Origin of the sequence: Psychrobacter sp. NG25 (assembly GCF_015234355.1) — a bacterium.
In the GTDB taxonomy this organism is placed as follows: domain Bacteria; phylum Pseudomonadota; class Gammaproteobacteria; order Pseudomonadales; family Moraxellaceae; genus Psychrobacter.
In genome coordinates this window covers 335,614-358,084 of the sequence record NZ_JADGMV010000003.1, presented here as the reverse complement: position 1 = coordinate 358,084, position 22,471 = coordinate 335,614, and the positions used below count along the sequence as shown (strand labels likewise).

The following is a 22,471-nucleotide window of genomic DNA, read 5'->3' as shown; positions in this document are numbered from 1 at the left end:
TTCCTGTCACAGTTGTTTTTAACTGTGAGTGATATCTGACTGTTGATATCAGTGAGTTGTCCAGTAGGATCGTACTGGTGCTGAGATCCAACGACGATATAGTCGTTGTAGCTACTATTTTGGTTGGTGAGTCGCCCCATGGAGTCATAGGTGTAGACACTGTCAGGAACACCTTGTTAACAGATGGCCCTGACATGGAGTTTGTTACGCTAATTATGGCATATCTCAATATGCTGATCGGTACTTTAGTAATATAGGCTTTGGTTGTAGAAAGCTTTTGGGAAATACTAAAAAATGATTCGGTATATAACCATCTGTATAAAACTAAGCGCCATACTACTTGCAATATTATTGGCTATATTAAGCTGTATGACGATCATACTAGAATCCAAAAGAGTTTGGGCTATAAATCGCTAAGGCAGGTGTAGTTTAACTTTTATCGTCAGGACGCCTAACTAAAGCTTCCAAATGTAATGTCCATGGATTTGACGGCAAGGTTCAATCATCTAACTGTATTAGCGCAATTACTTTAAGCAATTCTCTCACTGCAAACGTTATTAAAAAAACGCCTAAGGCAATAGAAACAAGGCACATAACAATGTAAGCTAAAAAATCTTGATTACTGTCCAAAATAATTCTAGCAGATATTAGAGGGTTTCCACCGAAAAAACCTATTATAAGTACAGGAACTGTCAAAATAAGAAGTATGTATATTGATATGCCACTGCCCAAATTCGCAGATGAATTCTTTAGAGCTGTAATCCAAATATCAAATGAGAAAATAGATGCTTTATCATCAATACCTATAACTGACTTTTCTATTAATTGTTGGTATACATCAATTTTATTTCTGAACTGATACGACTCTATACTGAATATAGAAATGTACATAATTATTGTACTTACCACTAACATGGGTATTGATATATCAATATCTATAATTATAAAAAAAATCCATCCAATATAATAAAATACTAATGAAGTAGATAAAATACCGATAAAAGAGCCAATAAAAAAACGATAGACATTCTGCATATACCATTTAGTAGGAATAACCGCATATATGAAAAAAAATCCTAATATCGCAAGTGTCCATAACTGACTAATACCAATTAAATAATGACCTAATGCTAAAAACCAAGATACCATTACTACAATTATAGGAATACCAAATTTACCTCCAAAATGCATGTAAAGCTTTTCCGGAAACTTTACTGGATCAGGTAGTTGACAAGGTATGTTTTTCAAAAAATTACTCCAAGTTTAGTAGCCCAGTTCATTTATATAATCTTTGGCTCTGTTAGTTATTTGAAATTTTGTATCTAGTACTTCAAGACCGAATGAAACACCTATCACTGCCAGAGCACCAATCCCAATAATAACAATAGCTGGAGCTGCTGCTGCCGTAAAAGCGATTGCCATACCTCCAACAGCCAACCCTACTGCGGTAGCAATAACTGCCTTAATAGCACTACTACCAAGCCCCATCCATAAGTCTGACCAGTTGTTAAACGGATCGTCTGAAGTGAGCCATTCTGATATTTCAAAAACAGCAACGATGCCGAATCCAATACCTCCTAAGCTTCGTCCTGCTGTAGATGCTGTCGTCTTAGCTGCTGCTCCTAGACCTACTGATGCTGCCGCTGTATAAACGCTAGATGCGGAAGCAATCATTCCTACTTTCATATTATCAATACCATATCTTGTACCCGTTAAAAAACCTCTAAGACCAGAGTAGCCTTTAAATACAATCATATTGGCTCCAGTTTTAGACTTTTTAATATAAAATCTTAATATATCTTGCTTATCTTTACCGACTTTTAGTTTTCTTAATGCATCATAGATAAAGCTTCGATTATTAGCTCTTAGCGCGTTTTGCGCCTCCCCTACTGTAGGCAGTAAAACACCATCAAACGCTATTGAACCAAAGATAGTATTAGCAATTTTTTTTAAATCACTTGTAGAGCCTTTACTGTTTTCATCGAAGGTATAACTACCCTCCGCTAACGCTTCTTTGGTCTGAAAATGCCACATCATTGGTTCTAATTCATTAATACTATTAAGTGATGACTTTTGTTTTGCTACTGGTGTCGATTTATTACTTAAACAAAAAACAATTGGCACATTTTTTTTATTAGGGTCCAAATTTTCTAGTGGAAAAGTAGCTATAAGTTTACTGCCTTTTTTGAGTAGTAGTTTTCCGTTGTACTTTTTAGGAATGTAGACAGTGTGCGATGTACCGTCTTTAAAGTCTGATTTTCTAGTCTCAGATAATTTGTTATCGAAGAACTTAGCGTTATCTTCTCGAGTTATGGTATAGGTTGCTCCAGCTGTGATATCAATATCAAGTATAACTGTCCTACTCTCTTTTTTTTCTTGTAATTGAAGCTTGCTTTGAGTACTCGTTGTAGTACTAGACGCTAACTGAATTTGAAATTCACGATACTTTTTATCAGCACCTACTGGAATGACTCGTTTTGAGTCGACAAATCTCTCTCCTGTCAAAGGCTCGATGAATACGACTTCGACATTAGGCTGAGAACTTAAAGCAAGTTGGTTAAATCTTACTTTCGCTGTATTTTCATGCTCTTTTGCCATTGGCATTTTTTGTGAGTCATAAACCTTAGTTTTACCTTCTTCGTTCAATACACCTTTTAGGGTAATTGTTTTATTATTATCTCCTTTGAATATTACCTCGTACTTCCAAGGTTTCTTGAAGGTTACCCATTTATTAGCCATTAATTTGGCTTGAAAATAACAGTTGGAAACTATTACATTACCTGTTTGCCCTGATTTGGTCGCTGTAAAACCCATTCTTTTATAAGGATTGGGTGATTCCCATGTATTAGTCGAGATGTCTTTTAATTCAAGATAGAGCTTTTCCCCTTTTTTAACTGTAGCTTTAGCTGTTTCCCCATCTTTATCAGCTTTACCCATTCTGAGTACTGTTCCTCTTTTATCAACTATTCTATAATTAGCACCGCTAAAATCAATATCTCCGTTAGAGTTTCTATATTTTATCTGAAATTGCACTTCTACCTTTTGTATACTCATGCTTAACTCCCTGATCTGATAATCTCAACACCGCTCAATAACTCAGCAACGAAATGAATGGCAACCTCCTCAGGTTGTTCAGTTTGAAACTGTTGCGTTTCACCGTTAGCGTTAGTAGCACCTGAGACAATTTCTCCATTTTCTAAAAAAGCAATGTATTTAATATTTTGTTGCGGCTTTTTATCAGAGCCTAGTAACTGGAATCGCGTTGTGTATAACGCGTTATCTGATATTTCAGCTTGTATCAAATGAACTGCAGCATTTTCAACTCCACCCCCACTGCCCCGATCCACCTTACTAGCCTTATAGCCCACTTGAGCAGGCGTGATAAACGTCACATTACCACCTGTTATCTCAATACCACTGCCTGCCGCTTTTAGAGTCAACGTGTCAGGCGCGATGATCTCTATACTGTCTCGGCTATGGATGCGCAGCACTTGCTCACTGTCGAGTCGCATCTCGTTTTGGTGCGCTTGTATGGTGACATCCCCATGAGCTGCGGTATGGGTTTGGGCTTTGTTTGAGTAGTAATGGATATCGCCTGCCACCAGCTGATTCATCTGGGTTTGACTGTGATGATGGGTGCTGCCTGTTGCGTGGCTATGCGTATTCTCAGTACTGGTATGTTGGCTGTGTTGTCCTGTGAGCATGGCAAGGTGACGCTGAGAGTCGATGAGCAGGTTGGATTGTTGCCATTGCCCTGCATCATTTAGTGCACTGTCATTGGTGTCTTCGCTAAATTGACCAAATGGCGTTTGTTGCTCTCCTCCTTTGCTACTGCTTTGACTGCTGCCGTCTATGCCGACAGGTTGATGGGCTTCTGCTAGGCTTTGGTAGGCTATTTGATGTTGATCAGCAGTTTGCAGTTTGCTATGACTGTCATGACTCATGTGAGGGTTTGATGAGGGGTCTGACTGCCTGCTACTGATATGAATACCGGTGCTGCCTTGAATGTTGGCAGCCGCTTGGGTCTCGATACTGATACCTTGTCCACGTGCTTGACCACGGGTATGGTCAGTGTGTTGGTAGAGATGACCAATGGTTAGGCTGGACTGGTAGCTGCTGCTATAGACGTTGATCTGTGGACTCTCAGGATGGGCATCAAACATGAGCTGGTTGTAGCCATTAGTGATGCTGTCTTTGGTCGCATCGCCTGTACGACTGCTGTCGATGCTTTGGGTTTTGATACCGTCTATGGGGTAAGCATGGCTTTGGTTGATGAACCAAGCTGGACTGGTGGCGTCAAGGGAATCTGAGTCACTGACGATGCTGTTGTGCTGAGCATCAGAGTTGCCTTGGCCGTTATGAGTGCTGCCGATGATGATGGGATGGGTGATGTCACCACCGATGAAGTCAATGAGGACATGCTGTCCATGACGCAGAGGATGGGTCTGTCCCATGTGGTCGGCGACGAGGTGACTGGCGATGGGTATCCATTGGGCATCATCCTGACTATTGTCGCTTTCACTACTGTCATCAGATTGCCAGTGATATCTGATATGAGCACGATGATTACGGTCATGGGTGATAGCACTGCTGTCTGTGTCTATGATACTGGCACTCATGAGTCCTGTGAGACTCGGATGTGGTTGCCCAAGTTCGCTTAACTGTGCGCCATAGGGAATATGGTGATGATGCGGAAACGGTAGGTAGCAGGCATTGATGTGATGGACGTTGTCGTCGCCGTTGTTATCATCATTCTCATAATTGGCACGGTTGGTATTGGGCTGCAAGGTAATAGGGTCAAAGGCGACTGCGCCCAACCAATCTGCAGGTATGTGGTTATTAATGTGTTGATGAATGGAGACGAGACTGAGTGGATCGGTCAAATAAGGGTTGCCATCGATATAGTGGGCACTTGGTAGATTCAGGTGACGGATATTACCAGTTAGGCTGCCAATATTGGCAAGCTGCTCAGCGTTCTGCTGATAGCGAGTAGCAAGCGCGGTGAGTCCGTCATCATTTAGGTGACTATGACTTTGTAAGAAACGACTGTGAACACTGGGACTGTCCGAGTCAATAGGTTGCTCACTGGTGCTACTGCCAATATAGGTGCCAACTAAGCGGTTGTCATAACGATATAGACCTGTTTGCTGAGTGTGCTGGGCAACTTGCGGACGAATAGCGGTGATGCGGTCTTGCCTGTCAGCGAGGTTGGCTGGGTTTTGACTCAAGATGCTTTGAATGTCATTGGCATCAGGACGCAGTATTTCACCATCATGGGGTAGTAACACCAGCGTGTGACTGTCGGCTTCGTGACGGTAATAGCCAGTGATACCGTAAAGAGTGAGATACTGCGTTAAGTAAGCGAGATCAGTTTGGTTGTATTGCACGCTGTGCTGAATATGATAGTTGCTGTCATCACTGAGACGCTCATCAATCTCAACATTCATATCGTATGGACTGAGAATATCGGTGATCAACTCGCTTAGACTGAGATGATGATGGCGGCGGTTATGACTAGATAGGCGTAATTGATTCAGAGCGGGTTCGCAGATGATACGATACGCCGCCATACCACTGTTGCTACCCAAAGCTACAACTTCGGTGATGATGCCGTGACGGATCTGACTGGTTAACAGCGCGTCACCAGTATGCCAGTGAATGGCCAAACTCTGCCCTATCCAATCTTTGGTAGCCAGTCCTGCTTGCGGATGCAGTAGCGTAGTGCTGATACGGTAGCCGCAATAGAGCGCAAGTTGACGCTGCTGATAGGATTGCGCTCGTTGATCTTGATGATAAGGGCTTGGGTAAGCATCGGGCGTTGGCATCAGCGCGGGCTTACTCCACACGCTATCAGGCAGTGGCATGCCAAGCAAACTCTCTATAATGTCAGCTTGTTGAATAAGGCTAGTAGCAATATCAGGATGGGCACTACTAATTTGCAGATGCCGCTTCGTTTGAGTCCATACCATGACAAGCCCTTCTCTATCAGTCCAAAGGTGTAAACATACATTAAAAATGGCACACAAATTGCCAGTTAAGCCATAGCCAAATTGACTCTTTAGTTATAACTGTCATCAGATGAGTCACGTTTTGGCTGAATCCCAATCATGTCAGAGAGCATCGATAATTGGTCTTCATTTTTGATGATATGTGTGAGCCATTGATCTAGCGGCATATCAGCCCAATTAATCGCTCGACCGAGTAAAAACGTCACTGGGCTGTGCGGCTCATTGGTCGCAAAGTAGTCTTGGATTTGACCCAATAGTTTAAGCGCTTGCCGGCGATTGCTTTGATGATCGCGATTGTTCGGATTAAAGCTGGTTGATGCGCTTGTTTTGGCACCAATTGCTTGTCCATCATTTAGCACTGCATTGGCAGTAGAAAAATCTTCTTCCATATCGTCAATACCTTCTTGACTATTACTGTCTACTATATCAGCCTGCTCTGGTATCAATGAGTGCAGGTGTTGCTTCAGTCCAGCCAACAGCTCTGTCACTGGCGCGAAGACAGGCGCATCGATACCCATGAGATCATTTAGTTGGTCAGACAATGCCTGCCACTGCTCGGTAACGGTACTCAGAGTCGTCATCAATGCACGTTGCCATGATTCGCTACTGCTTTTGATGGCTTGGTTATAATCACTAAGCGTCAATTGGCTGGACGATTCGCTATCAGGATTCTGCTGACGCTGCTTGTCATGGTCACGAGCGGTTAGATAATAGTTATAATTATATTTTTCTGTCTTTGTATCAGAGAGCGATAGCTGTTTTAGATCATCAGTGAGCGCTTTTACAAACCATGACAATAGCCCTGCCCTAATATCCATGCTGTCTTCTTCACCATCCAATGGTGGGTACATGGTGAGCCAGTACTCGTCATTGAATGCTTGCAATACGCTTAGCCCATGACTAATACCTGCCAGATGATCTGTATGACTCAAGGCATCAACGTACCAAAGCGCCAACTTCATGTCCTTACTGGTATGGCTCAGCAACTCTGCACATTGGTTTTTGACAAAATCCCAATCAGCGACTTTTAATTCAGTGACCCAGTTGCCTTGTGCCAGCAGTGGATCGTCCTCTTGACGAGCAGCAACGATGGCATCGATACGTAAATCAAAAGTCAGGTCTTCGCCGACACCATGATGACTGCCATCAATAGGAGCGATAAGGGCATCCATATTGGTGGCTAAAGAGTTCTCAGTGCTCATTATAGTAATTCCTCTTTAACAGGTTTTTTGCGTGCTGTTTTTTTAACTGTTGGCTTTTTAGCAGCAGGCTTTTTGGCTGAAACTGGTTTGCTTGCCAACTTTTTACCCTTATCCTCAGTCTCATCTTCACTGTATTGCGCCATTTGATTCAGTGGCACAACCGCATCGGTATCCAGACGATACGCAAAATTATCTTCATCATCAACGAATACAGTGATTTTCTTTAGCACACTCTGACTGTCATCGTGAGCCAGTAGCTGACCTGCCAGCTGCGGTAGCAAGGTATGACTGATGATGGCATCGGCATTGCGTGCACCAGAGTCGACCTCATGACAACGCGATAAAATGAGCTCAATGACTTCATCGTCAATGACACAAGGCACATCATAATTGTCACGGATGCGGGCAGTAATTTTATCCAGTTTCAGGCGAATGATTTCTGCGAGCGCGTCATCCGTTAACGGATAATAAGGGATGACCGTTAGACGACCCAAAAAGGCAGGCTTAAATGATTTATATAAATGCGGATTGATCACCTGTTTTAGGTTGTCACTATCGGGCAAGCTAAAGTCAGTAACGGCTGGATCAGTATTGATGCACGCTTGCATAATCTGTGATGAACCCACATTACTGGTCAATAAGATCAGGGTATTTTTGAAATCAATTAAGCGCCCTTCACTGTCTTCCATGACTCCTTTGTCAAAGACCTGATAAAACAGATCCAATACGTCTGGATGGGCTTTTTCTACCTCGTCAAGCAAAAGCACACTATAGGGACGACGACGGACGGCCTCCGTTAGCACACCACCTTCACCATAGCCGACATAACCTGGAGGCGAGCCTTTTAAGGAGGCAACACTATGCGCTTCCTGATACTCTGATAGATTGATGGTAATAAGATTACGCTCACCACCATACAATACCTCTGATAGCGCCAATGCGGTTTCTGTCTTACCCACACCGCTTGGCCCGACGAGCATGAACACCCCTTGCGGGCGATTGGGGTCATCTAACCGTGCTTTTGCAGTATGAATCCGCTTCACGATAGCAGCCACAGAATAGTCTTGGCCAATCACGCGCGTCTGCAAAGTGTCAGCCAAGTTCAAGATATGGTCTTTTTCATTACCTGCCATATCGTTGAGTGGAATTCCTGTCCAATCCGAGATAATCTGCTTAATAACTTGCCTGTCTAATACAGGATGAATGAGGCGATGTGTCTCTTGTATTTGTTTTAGTGACTGCTCAATGCTTTGGTATTCAGACTGTTTGTCTAAGCGCTCTGTTGCACTGAGCATATCAGCACCATTAGCCTTACTATTCAACTGCTGATTAAGTGCATCAAGCTGATCATTAAGCTGACGTTGCTCATGCCAGCGACTGGTCATGTCAGCAATGCTTTGCTGATTGGTTTGACGCTGTTCATCAAGCACGGCAATTTTTTGACTGACTTTTTCTTTTTCGTCCACGCCGCCGATACGCTCAAGCTGTTGACTGAGATTATTGATATGCTGCTCTAATTGCACACCTTTGGCTTGTAATCTATCCAACTGATTGGGCATGGCGGTTTTCGATAAGCTCACCCGTGCGGCTGCCGTATCTAATACGCTGACCGCTTTATCAGGCAGTTGTCGATCACTGATATAACGTGCTGACAGCTCAACGGCTGCTTGTAGCGCATCATCGTCTATCAATATGCCAAAGTGCGCCTGCATCTTGGCACTCAAACCACGAATCATCGCCACTGCCGTATCGATATCAGGCTCATTGACTTTGACTACCTGAAAGCGACGTGACAATGCGGCGTCTTTTTCAAAGTATTTTTTATACTCTGACCACGTCGTTGCCGCAATGGTTCTCAGCTCACCACGAGCGAGCGCAGGCTTAAGCAAATTCGCCGCATCGTTTTGACCTGCTTGCCCGCCAGCGCCAATTAAGGTATGCGCTTCATCGATGAACAAGATAATCGGCTGTACCGAGGCTTGTACTTCTTCGATGACTTGCTTGAGACGGTTTTCAAATTCACCTTTGACACTCGCACCAGCTTGCAATAGCCCCATGTCGAGACTACGTATCGTCACGTCTTTAAGCTGATCAGGTACTTGACCAGCAACTATCTTCTGCGCCAATCCCTCTACCACAGCAGTTTTACCTACACCTGCCTCACCTGTCAAAATAGGATTGTTTTGACGACGACGAATCAAAATATCGATCAGCTGATGAATTTCAAACTCACGGCCTATCACTGGATCTATTTGCTCCGCGCTAGCTTTAGCAGTCAAATCATAAGTATATTTATCTAACGCAGGAGTTGGCTTAGTATGAGTTTGCTTAGCGTCTAAAGATTCTTGATTGTTAGTATCATTGTCTACACTATCATCAGCACCCTTATTTACGCCTTTATTATTGCTTGATCCACTACCCTCGGTACTACCAAGACATTGGCGTTCATAATCATCTTTTAGGGTAAAACGATCAATATACTGTAGCTGTTCAGGGAGGGTTTTGAGTAATGACTGATAACGCTCATACGCCAATAGCACGAGCAATATATGCCCAGAACGGATTTCGAGTGGGCTGTTACTGTCATTACTTTGGCTATGTTGGCTGCTGGCTAGCTCCCACGCATCTTCTAACAACGCCATCAGACCTTGACTGAACACAGGGGTCGAGCCTGTTGCCTGACTAAAAGTACTGAGCAAGTCTGTGATATCTACTAGCAATGCCTGCTGATTAATCTTATTGAATTTCAGTATTTGAGCCACATCATTGTGCGGCGTCGCAATCAACTCATGCAATAGATGGACAGTATCAACTTCACGATGCCCATTATTGATACAAAGCCTAGCTGCCTGCTGCAAACACTGTCGGCAGCTCGGACTCAAGCGGGTAATTACAGCTTTTAACTGGCTCATAAACCTTTTCCTTTGGCATTCTGATTAGACTTAACATTATTTTTATAAAACTGACGTATAAAACTTAGCGCGACTTCTTATAACCACTAATGAACAGGCCGTTTTTAGCCCATTTACTGTTTAGGGTTCAGACTGACGACACGCCCTAGCTATTGAATAGGCAACGCATAGCGAGTGTCGTCATGATGCTGGGTCGCGGGCTGAGATACCAAAAACCCGCCTCGCCCTAAGCCACCAAAACTGCTTTCTGATAATGACAGAGGAGTAATATACTTCTTGTCTAATTCCAGCTGCATTTCAACGGCAAGACAGACACCGCACCATTTACGGATAAAATCAATGATGACTTGATACATATCACCGGCTGGTAACAATCTCAAATAACGCTTGGCATCCAACTGGTGAAATACGATTCTAATTTTGCTATCGAACTGTACGACGCGCGCACCGCAAAATGCAGATAAGCCAAGTGCCGCATGTTGTCCACCAAGTGCGGTCTGCTCACTGGCTGGCAAGTCAAACCATTCTGGTACGAACTGCTCGACACTGACCGTACTATCCAAAAAGTGCGACAGTACATATGCTAACTGATCAGCGGTCAGACGTCCTGGGGCAATCATGCCAGCATAGGCAATCAAGCTATCGATTGCCGTTAGCTTTTTCGGCTGACGTGCCAGCGCCCGCAAGCTCAGCAAATAACTGTCTTTTTTATTGTTTATCTCATACTGTAATGGCAAATTATAAAACCAACTCGCTTGCACATATAGATCTGTCAAACGATGGTTGAATAAATCCAGAAAGGCTGGTGCTGCTTTGTCCTTTGCATGATTGACTCGCGATGCTAGATGGTCGGTATACATAGCGGGCAAAGCCGATAACGGACCTGTCAGTCCAATAACTGCTGGGCAAACCTCTACCTGCCTGGCCTTTAATGAACTGGCCTTTATTTGACCATCCTTTACTGAACTAACACTGCCTCCCATATTGTCTTGGGCAATAAGCGACATTGACTCAATTTCTGCTTGCGGATACGCTAACGACAGTGAGGCACGGTAGCGCACCTCAATAGGCGCATATCCCATACTGACTTCATGCTGAACCAAGCGCAGCGCTTGCAATAGCTCATAAGATTGCGGCGCCGCTAGTAAATCCGTTAGATAAGAGGACTGAGACCGCTGCGTGGCTGACATCTGTATATCTCCTCTTTCGTAACGGCATCACTAATGGCGACCTCAACGAAGCTATTCAAGCTAGCGTGATAGCCAAAGACATGAGCTAATAAATGGGCAAACTGGCGGATACTCACTCCAGCAAAATTCTTTTGGTTAATCTGAATATCAATGACCGTACCACGCACAAACCCAGGTTGTGGCAAGCGCTGAATACGTCTCGCCTCAATACTGGTCTCGACAGAGACAATACCTTCGACCAATAGCTTATTAGATGCAGACTGCGTAATATCATAAAGCGACAGATACTCTTTCATCAGCTCCGCATCTTGGGCCGCCAATGATAAAAAGTTCAGGCTAATCAGCGATATCAAACGCCAACGCTCCTCCCCTGTGTATTCAAACCGTGCCGTTCTGGTTGGCTGCTTCAATAATGACAGACTACTGAACCCCGACATCCCTTCACTAAACAAATCACCACGGCTTTGGCCGAATACCACTTGGGCGGGCAAATCTCTATTGGTACATAACAAAGACGCACTCATGCTCACTGCACCTGACAAGTCTTCACGGTTTTTTTCTACAAACATAATCTGATATTCAAAACCCTGCTTAAACTCGGCCATGTCTTTATCACGTTTGATATGATAATAACGACCTTCATCTTGCTGCTCGTAATGATTGAGCGCATAAAACGGATGGTACTCACGTTGTATCAGACGATTGTCGCTTTGTTTGGACTCTATGACTTTTTTTACCTCATAGATTTCATGCTGAAACAGCGCACGGGTATCGGGCACCAAATCGTAATAGACAGAACGATGGGTTACTTGGATAGGCTTGGCAGCTGCTTTGAATAGATTGACAACAGGCGTGCAAAACAACTTGATGCTGCTAGCACTTAACTGCTGCAAGTTTTTTAAACGGATGCTGTTTTTTTTATCAAACTTAAAATAACAACGAATCTCAAAGCCATTACTGTCAATTTTTAAATTCGGGCAAGCATGACCAAAATTCAGACGTAAAAAATTGAATTTTTCGGGAAAATAAAAGTACTCTTTTAATAAAGCAGAGGCCGCGTTACTCACTCGATGACTGGGCAGAATCTGCTGCTTAGGATCGAATCCTATGATCTCAAATGGACTGCCGGTTATCTTATTAATCTGCCTACCATGAAGATGCGTTTGCTTGACATCACACCATAATAAATCCCAGAGACTGGTGCCCTGACTGGCATCTTCGTCTATATACAAATCAAGCGAGTGATTTAATAACGCCTGATAGTCAAAGCTTGGGTTCAATGCTTTAAACTTAATACTGATACAACCATTCAATAGACCATGCTGATTGTCGTATATTTCTTGGCGCGTCTCAAAGCTGACGCTATCTATTTCTAGGGGTAGCAACGTCACGTCTTGGGTTGACTGAAACTGGCAAGGCGTACCGTTTATTTTTTGAGTGGCAAACGTACTTTGTTTCGGTGCTACGACGACTTCACTCATCGCATTGCCCTGCACGCCCAGATTGAACTGTGCGATAGAAACGGATGGAAAAGGCTTGAGATAATCAGGATAAACGACTTCTAATAGTGACTCAGTAAAATCAGAATACGAGTCATCTAGTTTCTTATTGATACGCGCGCTAATCAACGAAAAAGACTGTATTAACCGCTCAATATGAGGATCATCTACCGTGTCATGACCCATCAGCAGCCGATTGGCAATTTTTGGGTACTTTTTGGCAAACTCTTTTGACTGTTTATTAAACAGGCTAAGCTCATGCTCAAAATAAGGAAGTAGACTGTCCATGAGGCCTCAATATGATTAGCGCCGCTAACGGTGTTAGCTGAGCATAGATATAGGTTATTTTATTAAGTAACGTTGAGAGCTTGGCTCAAAAAATGCATCAAAACTGACCAGCTCTTGTGCTGGATAAACCTTTAATAACGCTTCAATAGAAAAACACAGCTGATTGACATCAACAGCGCCAATATCTAACGATACTCGAACGTTTCTCAGTCGGGTATCTTGCTGTTCAACGGTTGTTGCGATTTGTCGACAGATATAACCACAGTCGGTAGGATTGGCACTACTGAGCCCCACAAAATCCAAGATGCCAAAATTTAATATCGATGAGCGCACATGCTGATACTCTTGCAGCTTATTAGACACCACACAGCGCGTATTTAATAAAGCTTCAAGATCTCGTGCAACAGAGGACTTTAACTCCTCAATGTTGAGACGACGAACCACGAGCTCATGCGCCAAATGACGAGGCTGATCATCAAATAACTGTTCGAACAAATTTGGGCGAAACCCAAGTTCTTTGTTAGATGCGTTAGTAGCGTAGTTCATTGATAAGATCATTCCTATTTAGAAAAGTAAAAAAGAAAGGCCTAGATATAAACCTTTCTTTTTCGGTACGATAAGATAGACAACACCTGATACAACCTGACTTAGGCAGTATAAGTAGCAGTGTTATTGGCTAGTGACCATTTCTTAGTCACAGCACCTTTAGCAGTACCATCGATATCTTGCTGGGTATAAGTCCATTCAACAGCTGCATACTTGATACCGACTTTTTCGATTGGCACGCCTTCAGAGCGTACTGTTGGCTCAACACTTGCGATCAGCGCATGCTTGAGTTTTACTTCAAGATATTTAACACGTTTGTCACCGTTGGCACGATAAAAATCAATTTGAATCTCATCGAAAGTGTAACCAGCAGAACACGCTTCCCATAGCTTAGGACTGGTCGAGTCCAAGTCTTTCATAAACGTCATGTCAGCATGCTCACAACGCTCAGAAGTATGACCACCAACGCTACTTGCTGTCGCTGATTTTGGCTGACGGATCAAATGATCCCAAGTATTTACTTCAAGCCAACCTTTATGCTCGCTATCACGAGACTCGCCATCAATTTTATATTTACCACGGAACTGAATATAAATATCTTTCATATCTCATACCTTTTTTAAAAATTTAAATTTAACGTTAGTTTTTAATAAACGATTAGCTGTTGCTAGACTGCGGCAACTGAGTCACCAGACGCAAAGAAACAGACAATTCGTCAAGCTGAAAGTGTGGTCTCAAAAAGACCACTGACTTGTAGACACCAGGCTTACCCGGCACTTCTACAACTTGTACAGAAGCTTCGCGCAGTGGGTACTGGGCTTTTGCTTCTTGTGAGGCTCCGTCATCTAGCAAGACATAACGAGAAATCCAGTCATTCAAAAATGTCTCAACATTACCAGGTGCTAAGAAACTACCAACCTTATCGCGCATCATCGCTTTTAGATAATGAGCAATACGTGACACGGCCATAATGTACTGAATCTGCGTTGATAGCGCAGCATTGGCATTGGCATCATCGTTTTGATAAGTTTTGGCTTTTTGTACTGACTGCGCCCCAAAAAAAGCGGCATAATTGGTATTTTTGCAATGAACTAGTGGGATAAATCCTAAGTCACTGAGTTCTTTTTCACGGCGATCCGTAATAGATATCTCAGTTGGACACTTGAGTGCCAAATCCCCTTCATCTGTCTTAAAGGTATGGACAGGTAAACCTTCAACCAGACCACCGCCCTCAACACCGCGAATAGCAGCACACCAACGGTAATCAGAAAAAGCAGCTGTCAAGCGTGACGCAAATGCATACGCCGCGTTTACCCATAGATAATCACTATGATCGCTACCTGACACGTCTTCGGTAAAGTTGAACCCTTCAACCACTGTGCCGTCTTTAGGATCATAAGGCAGACGCCCTAAAAACCTAGGTGCAGTCAGCGCTACATAACGAGCATCTTCTGACTGTCTAAACGCGCGCCAGCGTATATATTCAGCGGTCTCAAATATCTTCGATAGATCTCGAGGACGACCAATATCGGTAAACGAATCTAGACCAAACATCTCAGCAGAAGCAGCTGATACAAAGGGCGCGTGAGCAGCAGCGGCGACATGAGACAGTTGCTCGAGTAGATACATGTCTGAATTTTGGCGAGTGAACTCAAAATCGCCAACGATGGCAGCATAAGGTTCACCACCAAAGCTACCAAACTCTTCTTCATAGATTTTTTTGAACAAAGTACTTTGGTCAAAATCAATTGAAGACTGAAAATCTTTGGTCAGCTCACGTTTGGTAGTATTCATCATGCGAATTTTCAGCATAGATTCTGATGGCGTTTGACTACATAGATAATGCAGTCCGCGCCAGCTAGACTCTAATTTTTGAAATTCAGGTGCATGCATGACAGTTGTCAATTGCTTAGATATCAATGCGTCAATTTGCGCAATACGAGCATCAATTGAGGCTGCTAAATTATCTGATAGCGTCACCGTACCTTGCATGACTTCATTTGCCAGCTCTGCAATTTGTGACTTCGCACGGTTTTTTTCGTCATCGGACTTGGCAACGTTACTTTTATTGACGATTTCTTCGAGTAGGTCGTAGTTTTCACTACTGACCGAATCCGTTGCTATATTCTGCTGGGCTTGGGCACTCATCGATTAATCCTCACCGTCAATTTGGTTTTGTTCTGCCATTTTTTTGACTTGCTCAGTGTTTTTGAGCACATCATCTAACAAATCTTCGAGTTTTTCATTGGCTGATATCTTGTTACGCAGGTCTGCTAAGCGATCTCGTGCTTGTACCAATTGTTTTAATGGCTCAATCTGATCAGCAACCGCTTCTGGACGAAAGTCATCGATACTATTAAATGCCAAGTCAACGGCAAACTCGCCACCCTTATCACTCAAGTCATTGCTGACACGGAAAGTCGCACGTGGTGCTAGGCCTGACATCACCTCGTCAAAGGTATCCAAATCCACTTCGACGAACTTTTTGTCTTTAAAGCGAGGCTGCTCAAGTTTAGAATCTCCCGAAAACTCTCCCAGCACACCGACGACGAAAGGAATCTCTTTCGTTTCGATTGCATCACCAACTTCGACGTCATAGGTAAGATGTACACGAGGAGCACGTACTTTTGCGAGTTTCTTTTGCACACTGTCTTGCTTTGCCATAATTAATTACCTCAGCATTTTTTGGTTTTAACGCAATATACTAAATGGATCAGTAGATACAGGAGTGTTGCTTCTAGGAGATGATGTTTGTGCCGGCTTAGTAACAGGCTTGACGTAAGTTGTTTTTGGTTTCACGACTGTTTTTTTCTTAACAGAAGCAGCTGATTTTTTTGTGCTGCTTGTTTTTTTAGGGACGTTACGCCTGATAACTTTCGGTGGTTTTGGCAAAGACTCATCGTAATTAAACCCGTAAACATCACCTGCTATCTTACTTAAGGTGTGCTGGTACTCTGTTTTAGACGCCGCATCCACATTATTTAAGTAGCCTGACTGCAACTGCTTTTGGGCGATGATGGCGCTGCTATTTAGCAAAATATTTTTGAGCTCAGCAGTGCTTTGACCTCGATCCATTGCCTCACTAGCGGCATAAACAGCATAGTCATGATAGCCATTGTTATAGTAAATCTGCGCCAAAATATCCCATGCCAAAGCGTCATTAGGATTGACAGCCAGTCTTTGATTCAAATCTGCAATCAGTTGGTGTAGCTCAGGTGATTGGGCATTCGCATTTTTGAGTGTGGCGAATTGATTGGTAATACTAGAACCAGGATCTCTTTCTTGAATCACCAATTCACTGTGTGCTGCACTCATCGCGGACCCCATGACTAACAAACCCGCCAAGAGTGCTTTCGGTAGCGTAAAGCTGACGTTAATACTACGTTGGATACTGGTCATTGTAAGTTGGTGCTCGTCATTATTAGTATTGGATGGGTACATTACTGCTTTATGTGTATTTACACTAAATATTGCCAATCAAACCAAAGGATTGAATTAGAAGCTCTAATTAGTGGATTGGATCATGGTTGTGATATTGGTTAACTTGTCTTTCAACAGGTCTTTATCATCGCTATCCATTAATGCATCGTTGTGATAAGCACTGATATTGCCTTCTGTCACTTTGATAGATGAGAGCATCGCAATTTGACGTGCTTCAACCGCTTGATTATCGATAGCAAGAGCTTCATTAGCAGCTCTGAGTGCTCGTGCGTATTCTTTTGAATCATAGTTAGTTTTAGCAATGGTCATCCATGCTTCAAAATCGCGTTGCACGGTGTTGGGACCAGACAAATAGACAAGTGATGGTGCACTCAATGCTTTAACACTTGCACTTGCACTCTTTTTTTCACCAGTCGTGTTACAACCAGTTATCAATACAGAAGCGCTCACCACTACGGAGAGCAATCCCATCTTTGTTAGATTGGTACGATAAATAGGGTTCATAAGTGCAGTATCATCACTAAAAGTGTCAAAACAAAGTCTGACTAAAGTTTGTTAAGTATAATATATTCGGTGAGATTGATTATACATACACTTGACAATATTTCAATAAACTCTATACTTTTATTGGTAAATAATTCAGTAACAATCCAATTCGGGCCATTCCCTTGGTATAAAGCCAGTAGTAACGGTACCCCTCTCATGCCCTCTCAGACCAATCGTTTACATACAATTACTATCCAAACCGATATATTAACGACAAATGTCTTATATCCTGTCGCGTTTTCTGGTATTAGTCGTATCAATCAAACCGACATTATTGACATACTAGTGTTCAGTTACGATTTTTTGGACTCGGACGCTTGTTTATCATTGGTCGGTACGCCTATCTGTCTGACCACGCTATCGGTCAGTCGTACTCCTACGAGTCGTACTGGACTGGTACGAGGTATCCGTTATCAGCAGTCTGATGGCGCGATGCATTTTTATGCGTTAGATATCGTGAGCCCTGATTGGCAATTGACGCAGTCGATACATACGCGCAGTTTCATTAATCAATCCACCCTCGATATCGTGACCGCTATCCTTGGTGATTATGATATGACGTGGGAAATGTCTGAGGCGCTTGTGTCATCGGACAGTAGTTCAGCAGAGCGATTATCTGCAACACTGCCTATGCGTATTCAGGCGGATATCAGTGACTATGAGTTTGTCATGGGTCTGCTTGCGGATATTGGTGTCTCTACTTTGTGGGTATCAGGGGATGCGGTAGATGAGCTTGGCACATGGTGGTTGGTCAGTGGTTTGGATGAGAGTGAGCAAATACCGCTGACCTACAGTTATGCCCAGTCATCGGTACAGTCAGGTCAAGACAGCGTCAACGCACTACAAATGAGCTCGCAGCAGCTAGGTAGTCATAGTGTCATGGTACGGGCAGATGGCCTTGCCGCTGATACCATCTATGAAGGTCAAGCAGTAGATGAGTCACCGCTTGCGATAGATGATACGACGATTCTGATTGCCGCACCATCACGTGTGTATAGCGATGACGCGGCGACTGCGATTGCTGAACAATGGATCGCGGCCAATCGCTGTCAGCGTGAGACGTATCAAGCGACTGGGGCCGTGCGTGGTCTAAGTGTCGGTAGTCCAGTAAGTATCAACAACCTACCCTCCATTGGCAGCTTGTCGACGCATTGTATCGCAGTGACATTGATCGGTATTGAGCCTGACAACGATAGCGTGTCGTATCATTATCAGACCTTTATCAAACAGTGGTTACAGCAAACGGTGCAGCAGATGCAGCGCTGCACCACAAACGCGACCCTATCATCAATGCCCGATCATGGCTTTGATATCGCTCGTGATACTGGTGTTTGGGTCTCTGCCACATTACTTGATGCGACTATTCCCTATCATCCTTATCCCAGCGCTCTGTCTTTTGCCAGTAGTAGCTATCACGGTCTGACGCAAGCACGTACTGGAGACACGAGTAGCTCGCCCTCTCCTAGTTACGCGTCTAGTATCACTGATGACAACCTGCAACAAACCATTACCACACCCGTCTGGTCAGGACTCAGTCCTCATGATGACGGCACAACTCCACCGCTACGCTCCTTGCAACTCTCCTCAGGCTCTACTCACGGCTGGCAGTTCGCCCCGCGTATCGGACAGTCCGTACTCCTTAACCACTGGTATGGTGATATTGACAGCCCCGTGATTAGCCGTGCGCTCTTTGACGGTATCGGTATGGGTGATGTAGATGAGAAAGACATTACTACTCAGGATGCAGGTTTATCTAATCGACATAACCTCAAAGGCGGTGCCTCTCCCAGATGGCATGGCGGTGGCTTGGGTCACTCACAAATCAGTGACGATGACACCCATAGCGGCTGGATCTCTGGTATTGCTCAGTACGGACTGACGGCTGACTCTGAAGTGGCGATAATCTTTGATGATACGCCAAACAAGGTCGGTCTACAGTGGACAGTAAATACTGGCACACGCGCCAATGCAGAGACGCCAACCATCACTTCTAGCGCTACCTTTGCTCCTGATGAGCATATCGTCGCATTGGGCACGCTACGTCATCGCTTTAGCAATCATCAATCAGGTGATAGTGGTCAAGGCATCAATGTCGCTACCGATCATGGGCTACAGATTAGTGGTGATACGGGAGTGCTACTCTCTACCTTTGATATCAGACACACGCAAACTGAGCATGAGTCTGCGTGGGTCAATGATGCAGGACAGCAGCAGCTTAAGTTAGGCGCTGAGCTGAGCGAGACGTTAGCGGAGGCCAAGCACGCACATCTGCAATCGACCGAGGCGCTCAGTGATGCCCGAGCGTCGATAGAAGGCTTTAAGAGTACGGCACAAATCATCGATGAGACGCTAAATACGGAAGTACTTGGCGCAGCGGATGTACTACTGGTGAGCAAAGATAGTATCCTCGCATCAAGCAGCAATACGCTGTGGACAGCGAAAACCATCGTCAGGCAATCAGGCAGCACGCAATCAGATGTGGTGGCAGGCAATTATACGCTGACGGCAAATACGATTGACTCACTCTCAGGGGTTGGTGGTCAAGCGGGTCAATCAGGACTACATATCAGTGCCAATACCAAACCTGTGGCGATACAAGCACAGGGCGGTGAATTGCAATTGCACAGTCAGCAGTCGATGACGATTGGCAGTGAGTCAGGACAGGTCAATGTATCGAGTCCTAAGCGGATTAAGCTGCAAACGTCAGGCGGAGCTTCTATTACCATCGATGACAGTGGTATTAAACTGGTATGTCCGGGAACGGTTAAGATTAAGGCGGTGAAGAAAGAGATGGTTGCGGGGGCTTTCGCAAAACACGGCATACTTGATTATCAAGATCCTCACGATGAGATGTTTGTCATTCGTGATCAAAATGGCGATCCTGTTCAAGGCTTCCGATATAAGATCGTTGATGATCTTGGTAAGATATTCTATGGTCGCACAGACGAAAAAGGTCAGACGGATCGCATCTTTAGCGGTGCTAGCAAGACCAAGCTAAAGGTATACCCAGATAGGCGTGGTAGTAGTTATGAGGATGATAAATAATGAGGGGCTATAGTACTCAAAAAGAAGAACCAATAAACGGCGAAGACGATCTAACCAATCCAGAAGAGAATTCGTCTGTAGATCTTACTATCGCTAATCTGACATTTAATATTTTCTTTGATGGTACATGGAATAGTAAAGAAAACTCAGATCTATATAACAAAATTGCACCAGAGCAGGTAAAAAAGCTAAAAGATAGAATGGATGAAAGGTATAACCCAGAGCCTATGATTGGCTCATCGCTCAGCTTTGCCCGAGCGCCAAGCGTAGTGGATCAGTTACATAGAGCGGCCGATAGCGATAGACCACACGTTATCAACCTATATACCGACGGCTCAGGTATCGAAACCAGAACAGAGTCAGACGATGCATCAGCTCCCGTACCAGGATGGGAGTATCATGCTGATAACGGCATAGGTTCAGGGTTAGGAATGGGAAGCACTGGTGCTAAAGCGAAGCTTGAGCGTATGTTAGAACATGTAAAGACGGCTTTAGCGTCTTATGTTGGTAAGGGCAATAATCCCCAACGGCTGGTATTCAATGTCTATGGCTTTAGCCGGGGGGCAGCAACTGCTCGTATGTTCTGTAAACGTATCTTTAAAGAGAGAGGTACTCCAGAAGTTAAGGAGTTCGTCGATCTAACAGAATATAATGTAGTCTTTGACTTTGTGGGTTTATTTGATACGGTGTCTTCTATCGGCACCAACCATGATGACGATATGGAAGAGGAAGGCCAAGAGCTAGATTTTAAAGAAATAGATGGAACTAAAGTCGTGCATATCGTTGCTGGTGACGAGTACCGTCAGAAATTTAATCTAACCAGTATCGGACAGTCTGTGCGAGCTAGCGTCGGACTAGAGTTCGTCATCCCTGGTTGCCATACTGATATCGGTGATGGCTTGAGTACTTTGGGAAAGGTGCATCCAAAAACCAAAAAATGGTACATCAGCGGTCAAGATGATGATAGTCAAGTCGTCCTCAGCAAAGGCCGTCATAAACTACCTCAGTTTGGCTCCCCTAGAGAAAGAAGAAAAGAACCTGCTCGTTATAGAGACATTGAGCCTGATCCTAACAGAGACATTGAGATGAGTAGCTTTTGGAAAGTATTTACTCCAAAAGTTCTCGAATATCAAAGTCAATCCTTTAGCGCACAAAAGTACGCGGACTTCGATATTATATTACAATCGTTAAAAGAAGAGGGCTGGGCAGACAATACAGGCAAAGCAGAATATCAGTGTATTGGGTCAACCTGTGAGGTTGATACCTGTAAAGTCAAAAGAAAGCAAGAAGAGCATGAAGCTGCTGGACTGAAACCAGTAGCAAAGTCAGAGACAGAAGCAGAAGCAGAAGCAGAAGCAGAAGCAGAAGCAGAACTATTTATCCGCTGTACTGGCGATAAAAACCAACTCATTGTCAATAGAACACAAGTCTCTCCAGACTACCCAAAGATACCTGCGCATTTGATGCTAACCTTTATCAAGAAATACTGTGCCGACTTTTATCTTCCTAATAAGCTAAAAATGTATGCAGTGCCAGCAGAGCTATCTTCTACCTTTAAAAAGTTAAAGTCGCAAGCGCTGGCATTAGACGGTAAAAAAGACTATGTGAATAAAAACATGCACAAAGCCGATGGCAACCCTCATCGATTGCACTTTAGCGACTTGACCATCAAAAATCGCTATCTACATGTTAGTAGTAGCATCAGCGGCCCTGTATATGTGAGTGTCCCCAATATAGACAATAAGGGAAATATATTTTTCCGCTACGTCATTCAAGGTTAACCAACAGGAATAA

The 22,471-nt window shown here is 43.9% G+C and carries 16 protein-coding genes; 3 read left to right on the top strand and 13 right to left on the bottom strand.

The features are described 5' to 3' along the window. The first annotated feature begins 260 nt into the window (after positions 1 to 260). Positions 261 to 428, top strand: a complete 168-nt coding sequence (locus IPZ60_RS14355; protein ID WP_369074414.1) for an IS3 family transposase — start codon at positions 261 to 263, stop codon at positions 426 to 428. Between the two features lie 70 nt (positions 429 to 498). On the opposite strand, the gene IPZ60_RS06790 is transcribed toward IPZ60_RS14355, so the two are convergent. From IPZ60_RS06790 to IPZ60_RS06730, 13 genes are all read right to left on the bottom strand, one after another. Continuing rightward, complete coding sequence (locus tag IPZ60_RS06790; protein WP_194197079.1) at positions 499 to 1,248, bottom strand: hypothetical protein; 750 nt, start codon at positions 1,246 to 1,248, stop codon at positions 499 to 501. Positions 1,249 to 1,263: 15 nt separating this feature from the next. Beyond that, positions 1,264 to 3,054: a hypothetical protein gene (locus tag IPZ60_RS06785; protein WP_194197078.1), complete on the bottom strand. Its 1,791-nt coding sequence runs from the start codon at positions 3,052 to 3,054 to the stop codon at positions 1,264 to 1,266. A 2-nt stretch (positions 3,055 to 3,056) separates the two neighbouring features. Beyond that, positions 3,057 to 5,969 (bottom strand): contractile injection system protein, VgrG/Pvc8 family, encoded by a 2,913-nt coding sequence (locus tag IPZ60_RS06780; protein WP_194197077.1) that lies wholly within the window; start codon positions 5,967 to 5,969, stop codon positions 3,057 to 3,059. A gap of 89 nt (positions 5,970 to 6,058) precedes the next feature. Continuing rightward, on the bottom strand, positions 6,059 to 7,210 hold the full coding sequence (gene tssA, locus IPZ60_RS06775; protein WP_194197076.1) for a type VI secretion system protein TssA: 1,152 nt from the start codon (positions 7,208 to 7,210) through the stop codon (positions 6,059 to 6,061). Further along, a complete protein-coding gene (tssH, locus tag IPZ60_RS06770; RefSeq protein ID WP_194197075.1) occupies positions 7,210 to 10,122 on the bottom strand; it encodes a type VI secretion system ATPase TssH in 2,913 nt (970 codons plus the stop codon). Before tssH ends, tssA begins: the two co-directional genes overlap by 1 nt. A 149-nt stretch (positions 10,123 to 10,271) precedes the next feature. Beyond that, the gene (gene tssG / locus IPZ60_RS06765; RefSeq protein ID WP_194197074.1) at positions 10,272 to 11,312 is read right to left on the bottom strand and encodes a type VI secretion system baseplate subunit TssG; all 1,041 of its coding nucleotides are present in this window, start codon (positions 11,310 to 11,312) and stop codon (positions 10,272 to 10,274) included. Continuing rightward, positions 11,276 to 13,099: a type VI secretion system baseplate subunit TssF gene (gene tssF, locus IPZ60_RS06760; protein WP_194197073.1), complete on the bottom strand. Its 1,824-nt coding sequence runs from the start codon at positions 13,097 to 13,099 to the stop codon at positions 11,276 to 11,278. Before tssF ends, tssG begins: the two co-directional genes overlap by 37 nt. A 54-nt stretch (positions 13,100 to 13,153) precedes the next feature. Then, on the bottom strand, positions 13,154 to 13,645 hold the full coding sequence (tssE, locus tag IPZ60_RS06755) for a type VI secretion system baseplate subunit TssE (RefSeq protein WP_194197072.1): 492 nt from the start codon (positions 13,643 to 13,645) through the stop codon (positions 13,154 to 13,156). A 101-nt stretch (positions 13,646 to 13,746) separates the two neighbouring features. Next, positions 13,747 to 14,250 carry a type VI secretion system tube protein Hcp gene (locus IPZ60_RS06750; protein ID WP_025651832.1) on the bottom strand — a complete coding sequence of 168 codons (504 nt, stop codon included), beginning with the start codon at positions 14,248 to 14,250 and terminating at the stop codon, positions 13,747 to 13,749. A 52-nt stretch (positions 14,251 to 14,302) separates the two neighbouring features. Further along, the gene (gene tssC / locus IPZ60_RS06745; protein WP_194197071.1) at positions 14,303 to 15,793 is read right to left on the bottom strand and encodes a type VI secretion system contractile sheath large subunit; all 1,491 of its coding nucleotides are present in this window, start codon (positions 15,791 to 15,793) and stop codon (positions 14,303 to 14,305) included. A gap of 3 nt (positions 15,794 to 15,796) precedes the next feature. Next, positions 15,797 to 16,309, bottom strand: coding sequence for a type VI secretion system contractile sheath small subunit (gene tssB, locus IPZ60_RS06740; protein WP_110922487.1), 513 nt, complete (start codon positions 16,307 to 16,309; stop codon positions 15,797 to 15,799). Between the two features lie 27 nt (positions 16,310 to 16,336). Continuing rightward, entirely contained in the window at positions 16,337 to 17,044 is a 708-nt protein-coding gene (locus IPZ60_RS06735; RefSeq protein WP_194197070.1) for a hypothetical protein, read from the bottom strand. A 105-nt stretch (positions 17,045 to 17,149) separates the two neighbouring features. Then, on the bottom strand, positions 17,150 to 17,590 hold the full coding sequence (locus IPZ60_RS06730) for a tetratricopeptide repeat protein (RefSeq protein ID WP_194197069.1): 441 nt from the start codon (positions 17,588 to 17,590) through the stop codon (positions 17,150 to 17,152). A gap of 198 nt (positions 17,591 to 17,788) precedes the next feature. On the opposite strand from IPZ60_RS06730, the gene IPZ60_RS06725 reads away from it, so the two are divergent. Together IPZ60_RS06725 and IPZ60_RS06720 are read left to right on the top strand one after the other, a co-directional pair. Further along, on the top strand, positions 17,789 to 20,677 hold the full coding sequence (locus IPZ60_RS06725; RefSeq protein ID WP_194197068.1) for a contractile injection system protein, VgrG/Pvc8 family: 2,889 nt from the start codon (positions 17,789 to 17,791) through the stop codon (positions 20,675 to 20,677). Beyond that, on the top strand, positions 20,677 to 22,458 hold the full coding sequence (locus tag IPZ60_RS06720) for a phospholipase effector Tle1 domain-containing protein (protein WP_194197067.1): 1,782 nt from the start codon (positions 20,677 to 20,679) through the stop codon (positions 22,456 to 22,458). The genes IPZ60_RS06725 and IPZ60_RS06720 overlap by 1 nt, the downstream gene beginning before the upstream one ends. Positions 22,459 to 22,471 lie beyond the last annotated feature (13 nt).

Coding starts and splice junctions, on each gene's coding strand:
- tssA (WP_194197076.1), bottom strand. CDS start 7,210: ATGAGCACTGAGAACTCTTTAGCCACCAATATGGATGCCCTTATCGCT.
- IPZ60_RS06735 (WP_194197070.1), bottom strand. CDS start 17,044: ATGACCAGTATCCAACGTAGTATTAACGTCAGCTTTACGCTACCGAAA.
- IPZ60_RS06730 (WP_194197069.1), bottom strand. CDS start 17,590: ATGAACCCTATTTATCGTACCAATCTAACAAAGATGGGATTGCTCTCC.
- IPZ60_RS06725 (WP_194197068.1), top strand. CDS start 17,789: ATGCCCTCTCAGACCAATCGTTTACATACAATTACTATCCAAACCGAT.
- tssB (WP_110922487.1), bottom strand. CDS start 16,309: ATGGCAAAGCAAGACAGTGTGCAAAAGAAACTCGCAAAAGTACGTGCT.
- tssG (WP_194197074.1), bottom strand. CDS start 11,312: ATGTCAGCCACGCAGCGGTCTCAGTCCTCTTATCTAACGGATTTACTA.
- IPZ60_RS06780 (WP_194197077.1), bottom strand. CDS start 5,969: ATGGTATGGACTCAAACGAAGCGGCATCTGCAAATTAGTAGTGCCCAT.
- IPZ60_RS06720 (WP_194197067.1), top strand. CDS start 20,677: ATGAGGGGCTATAGTACTCAAAAAGAAGAACCAATAAACGGCGAAGAC.
- tssF (WP_194197073.1), bottom strand. CDS start 13,099: ATGGACAGTCTACTTCCTTATTTTGAGCATGAGCTTAGCCTGTTTAAT.
- IPZ60_RS06785 (WP_194197078.1), bottom strand. CDS start 3,054: ATGAGTATACAAAAGGTAGAAGTGCAATTTCAGATAAAATATAGAAAC.
- tssC (WP_194197071.1), bottom strand. CDS start 15,793: ATGAGTGCCCAAGCCCAGCAGAATATAGCAACGGATTCGGTCAGTAGT.
- IPZ60_RS06750 (WP_025651832.1), bottom strand. CDS start 14,250: ATGAAAGATATTTATATTCAGTTCCGTGGTAAATATAAAATTGATGGC.
- tssE (WP_194197072.1), bottom strand. CDS start 13,645: ATGAACTACGCTACTAACGCATCTAACAAAGAACTTGGGTTTCGCCCA.
- tssH (WP_194197075.1), bottom strand. CDS start 10,122: ATGAGCCAGTTAAAAGCTGTAATTACCCGCTTGAGTCCGAGCTGCCGA.